The sequence below is a fragment of the Synechococcus sp. R50.1 genome (assembly GCF_047462115.1).
Classification (GTDB): domain Bacteria; phylum Cyanobacteriota; class Cyanobacteriia; order Thermostichales; family Thermostichaceae; genus Thermostichus.
The window spans coordinates 1-4,920 of the sequence record NZ_JANSIN010000078.1; the positions used below are offsets into that span (position 1 = coordinate 1).

Sequence of the window (4,920 nt, forward strand, 5' to 3'; positions counted from 1 at the left end):
TAGAGGTTCGGGCCTGTTTTGTTCTCTGGTAGAGCAGAGCAGGCTCAGGGCTACTGAAAGCCCGCTCCGTACCGCTTTAGCGGTCGGAGTCGGGTAGTTTACATTGGGATGGGCGTTAGAGTTGACAGGTGCGACGGCTGCGCTCCAGCTCCGGCTCGATCCAGGAGAGGGCGAAGTGACTCACACAGGGCAACTGCGGAAAGCGGCGGGCCAGCTCTGCCATTTGCACTTCTAGGCTGGGGCGCTGTCGTTGCGACTGTCCCCATAGGCCGGCGATGGCCGGACAAACGAAGGTTTGGGGAGAAGCTACGGCCAAAACCTGCTCCACCTGCTGGGCTACACAAGTGGCATCCTCACACCTGGCATAGGCCATTGGGTGCCATTCCATACCCGGATCAAAGCGGTCCCAGGGTTGCAGACGAGCGTCAAACCCTTCTCCTACTGCTTGGTTGCCTTCTGGGAAGAAGACAGCCCCCACCGGGATCCCCAGCCTCTGGGCGGGTTGGGCGACTTGCCGTAGATAATCGAGCACCCCATAGCGGGCAAACTCGACGCTGAGCTGCCAAAGCTGCTGCTGCCAGCGTTCTTGGCGAAGAGCGGCCCTGGGAGTCGGGGTGGGATCCCCCAATGGCTGCGGTGACTCCAATGAGTTGATGGAGGACAAATCTCCGCTCCGCTGCTCAGTTGCTGTGCTGTCTCTCTGGGCACCCCGATCCAAAAGCTCTAGGGAAAGCACCTGCTGAGGATTGGGCCAGGGATCCCCTGGCTGACGCCATCTGGGTTCCTCGGCGTAGGCGGCATCCAACTGCTGCACATCCCTCACCGTCACGTAGCCCTGGCTCAAATAGCGCTCCAGCAGCGCCCGACCCGCTGGATTTTCTGCCAAATCGAGGTAGGCTTTCCGAGCGGCCTCTCCGTGAATCCACAAGTCTCGGACGGTGGCCGCCACGCTGGATCCCCCTGAGCCACGCGGATAGCGAATGTAGTCGAAAAGGATCCCATCCGGCTGTCGCTGTAGGATGCGGCGGACTAACTCGGCAAAATCCCGCCGTGCCAAGGGATGAAAGGGATCCACAAATACCTCGCCAGGACTGCCCAGGTCTTCCGAAAGGGCTGTAGCGGGATCCAAGACGGTGGTTATGCCACGACCGTTGCGGGCCAGGGCCACCTGTCGATCGGGCCGTTGTCCGTAGCTGTAACCGAAATTGAGGGAAAACACCCAGGCATAGGCAGATAAGCCGCGGCGTCGTGCCGCCTTCAGAGCCAGATCCAACAAGTCGGCGTTGGGCTGTAAGCTGGGCCAGATCCCCCCTGCGCCATCCGGCAAAATAGAGCGGCCATCGTAAAAGGTCTCGATAAAGACGCGGTTGTAGCCCAGGTTCACTACTTGGTCGAATACCTGATCCAACACGCCCGGATTGGCATCACAAGGGTGCAGACGTACCCAAATGGCCTGGATCTGGGGCCAGCGTTGGCTGCGGCAGGCAATCAAGGCGGCACGATGCTCGTCCAAAATCTGCGCGTATTCGGCCCAGGCGACATCTGACCGGTTGGCCTGTTGGCGCAGTTGAGACTTGCGGGCCACTTCCGCAGGCGGTTGCTGACAGAAGGCATTGAGCAGGGATCCCGCCGGTTCCTGGCTGCCCTGAAGCCGAGAACCAGAGCCCGGGAAAAGAAAACGGCCCGGCCCCAGAAATTGGGCATGGGCTGCGATCCCCCATCCCAGCAATATCAGTGCGCCTAGCACACCCGCAAGCCAGCGGATCCCTTGGTTTTTCGGCAGTCTCAGCACCCTCAACCTCCACCGAGAATGGCCCCGATCGTACTCTTCTCCTGCCCAGAGAGCGGCTATTGGAAAAAAACAGCCGCCTGTGCCCAGACCGGCGCAATCCCTTGGTCGATCTCTACCTTAAGTCCGAGTGGTAGGGGGTTGCTCTTCGGTTTTGCCCCTTCCGCCACTGTGACCGTCAGCCAGGCTCTCATGGGGATCTCGCCAAAAGGCATAGATTAGCGCTTATGATTTAGTAGTAAACCTTTAGCTTTTCTTGATGTCCATGAAGGCCATTACCTTGCACCAACTGCAAATCTTCGAGGTTGCCGCTCGTCACTTGAGCTTTACCCGCGCTGCAGAAGAGCTTTACCTGACCCAGCCCACGATTTCCATGCAGATCAAGCAATTGAGCAAAGCTGTAGGGTTGCCGTTGTTTGAACAGGTGGGCAAGCGGCTGTATCTCACCGAAGCGGGGCAAGCTTTACACCAAACCTGCGAGAAGATTTTTGAACAATTGAATCAATTCGAGATGACCCTTGCCGACCTGAAGGGGCTAAAGCAGGGACGGCTGAGCATCGGAGTGGTCACCACTGCCAAATACTTTATACCCCGTCTGCTGGGGCCATTTTGTCAGCAGTATCCCGGCATTGACGTAGCTCTTAAGGTGCTCAACCGCCAGCAGGTTTTGGAGCGGATGAGCAACAACATGGACGATCTCTACGTGATGGGGATGCCGCCAGAAGATCTGGACGTGGTGGCGCAACCTTTTCTGGAAAATCCCTTGGTGGTGATGGCCCCCATTCATCATCCGCTGGTGGGCCAAAAGCGGATCCCTCTGGCGCGCATTGCCCAAGAACCTTTTTTAGCCCGTGAACCCGGCTCCGGCACCCGCATGGCTGTAGAGCGGCTCTTCGACAAGCATAACCTGAAACTCAACATCCGCATGGAGATAGGCAGCAGCGAAGCCATTCGCCAGGGCATTGTGGGTGGATTGGGCATTTCGGTTTTGTCTCAGCATGTGTTGGCCTTGGGGGGGTGGCAGCATCATCTGGCTATTTTGGATGTGGAAGAGTTTCCCATTCGGGGGTTCTGGCATTTGGTCTATTTGCGCTCTAAACGTCTTTCGGTGGTGGCCAAAGCTTTTGCCGACTTTCTTCTTTCCCAGGTTTCTCAAATGGAGCTGGACTTTGTGGCTAAAGAGCAGCACAAATCCAATTCAAATCCCAATCCAAATCCGCTTTCCGGCAAAGAGGCTGAAGCACAGCCGAGAGCTCTTGTCGCAACCCCCGGATCCCCTCAAAGTCGTGAGTGAACAATACTCGCAAAAACCCCAGGTAAGCCCGCGCCCACTCGTCTTCCGGATCCAGCTCGACGATTTGTTGAAAGTGCAACTGAGCTGCTTCCGGTTGCAGCAGCACCGCCAACAGCAAGCCCAGTTGGTAGTGGCTTTGGATTTGCTGGCTCAGTTGGCCTTGGGCAGCAGCCTGTTGCCTTTCCCCCTCCAGCAGTTGCCGTACCAGGATGCGATCTGGATCCGTCAAAAAAGTCGGGTATTGCAGGGTTGTCCAGGCATTGAGATAAAGGGAGAGGGCCTGCAGATCCCCAGCGGCAGCAGCTCTGGCCGCCTCGCGGAGAGGAAACAAGGGATCCGTTACAAGGGGGGATCCCTCCTTCGGGAAGCTCGACAGGGATCCTCTCCAGGATTGGTGTAGGGAATGGCGGATCCCTTTGGGCGACTGCCATTCCAGGTGGAGAAGGCCACCTCTTGGGAAGTCGGTTGTGGGCAGCGTCAAGATCTCTTCCACCAGCCAGCCGCCCGTTAAGTTGAGCTGCAGGCGATTCTGCCCCAGCACCCAGGCCCGCTTCTCCAAAACCCGTCCTTGCCCATCTTCCAGCCGCGCCCAAACCAGCGTCTGGGCCAAGTTCTGAGCTGGGCCTTGCCAGCGCAACTTCCAGGCCGGGATCCCCAGCTCCGACAGCGTCTCAACCTCCACCAGCTCCACCTCCCCAGCTTCCAGAGGCCACTTCTGCACCGTCACTCTTGGCATGCGAGGGAAGTAGGTGTGCAGCCGACCCAAGGTAGGCAACTCCACCGCCGGATCTTGTCGCCAGTCTGGGCTGCTGCGCAGGTGCTGCCGGATCTGCTCCTTAGTCGGGCCATAGGGGCCGATAATCCCCTGTTCCCCTTCCGCATCCACAAACCCATCCAGCAAGGAGAGCTCCAACTCCGGCCAGGGGGTTTGCCCGGCAGCGCGGAATGTAACCGGCCAGCGCTGGAGAGCTGCTAAGTAGGTGAGGGTTTCGGAAGAGATCAGCTCTGTATTGGGGAGAACTCCCAACGTGGTGGTCAAGCCTGGCTGGATCAAGGATTGGATCCACTGCGTCAGCTCCTGTGTGGGGTGCTGCCCCTGCCAATGCATTTGGATCCCCTTCCACAGAGGAGCCACCCCTGGGGTAAGGGGCCGACCCAAATTGGCCAAGGCCAAGCAGCCCAGAACTAGCCCTGCACAGACTCCCCTTTGCAAAGCCCACGCACCCCAGCGTTCCTCCAACCACCGGCAAGCCTTTTGGATCCCGCCTGCTGATAACACGGCCAAGAGAGGCAGCAGGGGTAGGGTGAAGCGCACATCTTTGATGTCCACCAGGGTGTAGAGAAGGTAGCCCGAACCGTAGGTGGCCCACAAGACTGCCTCTCGCCTGTCCAGGGATCCCCACCCGCTCAGCAGCGGCAACCCACACAGAAAAGGGCTCATCTGCAGGGGCAAAAGGCGCAAGTAGGCAGTCCACCAGCACAGGGATCCCGCTGGGCAAGTGATGTAGTAGTGGGCAGTCTCGGCGTAAGCCCAGCCATTGCTGAGCACAAACAGCCAATTGGCCCCATACCAGGGCCAGCACAAAAGCAGCATCACACCCATCTCCAAGGCCAAGTGGGCCAGCCGCGCCGGCCAAGGGATCCCTTTCCACCACCCCACCGCTTTCCCAGAGCGCCAGAGGGCCTGACCTGCAACTCCCACCAAAGGCAGCAGCAAAAACAGCACCCCTGTCCACTTGGTGCTGTATCTTATAAACATCTGACACTGCCGCCGACTCCTTACGTGTAGATCTCGTTGGTCGCAGTTTCATTAAAAAAAATGTGGGGGGGGGGGGGG

3 protein-coding genes are annotated in these 4,920 nt (G+C 58.6%); 1 reads left to right on the top strand and 2 read right to left on the bottom strand.

The window, feature by feature from the left end:
- Positions 1-115 precede the first annotated feature (115 nt).
- Positions 116-1,747, bottom strand: coding sequence for a hypothetical protein (locus tag NW870_RS12740; RefSeq protein ID WP_414375612.1), 1,632 nt, complete (start codon positions 1,745-1,747; stop codon positions 116-118).
- Between the two features lie 307 nt (positions 1,748-2,054).
- On the opposite strand from NW870_RS12740, the gene NW870_RS12745 reads away from it, so the two are divergent.
- Positions 2,055-3,083, top strand: coding sequence for a LysR substrate-binding domain-containing protein (locus NW870_RS12745; protein WP_414342643.1), 1,029 nt, complete (start codon positions 2,055-2,057; stop codon positions 3,081-3,083).
- Here NW870_RS12745 and NW870_RS12750 read toward each other — a convergent pair.
- Positions 2,965-4,842: a hypothetical protein gene (locus NW870_RS12750; RefSeq protein WP_414375613.1), complete on the bottom strand. Its 1,878-nt coding sequence runs from the start codon at positions 4,840-4,842 to the stop codon at positions 2,965-2,967. The genes NW870_RS12745 and NW870_RS12750 overlap by 119 nt on opposite strands.
- Positions 4,843-4,920 lie beyond the last annotated feature (78 nt).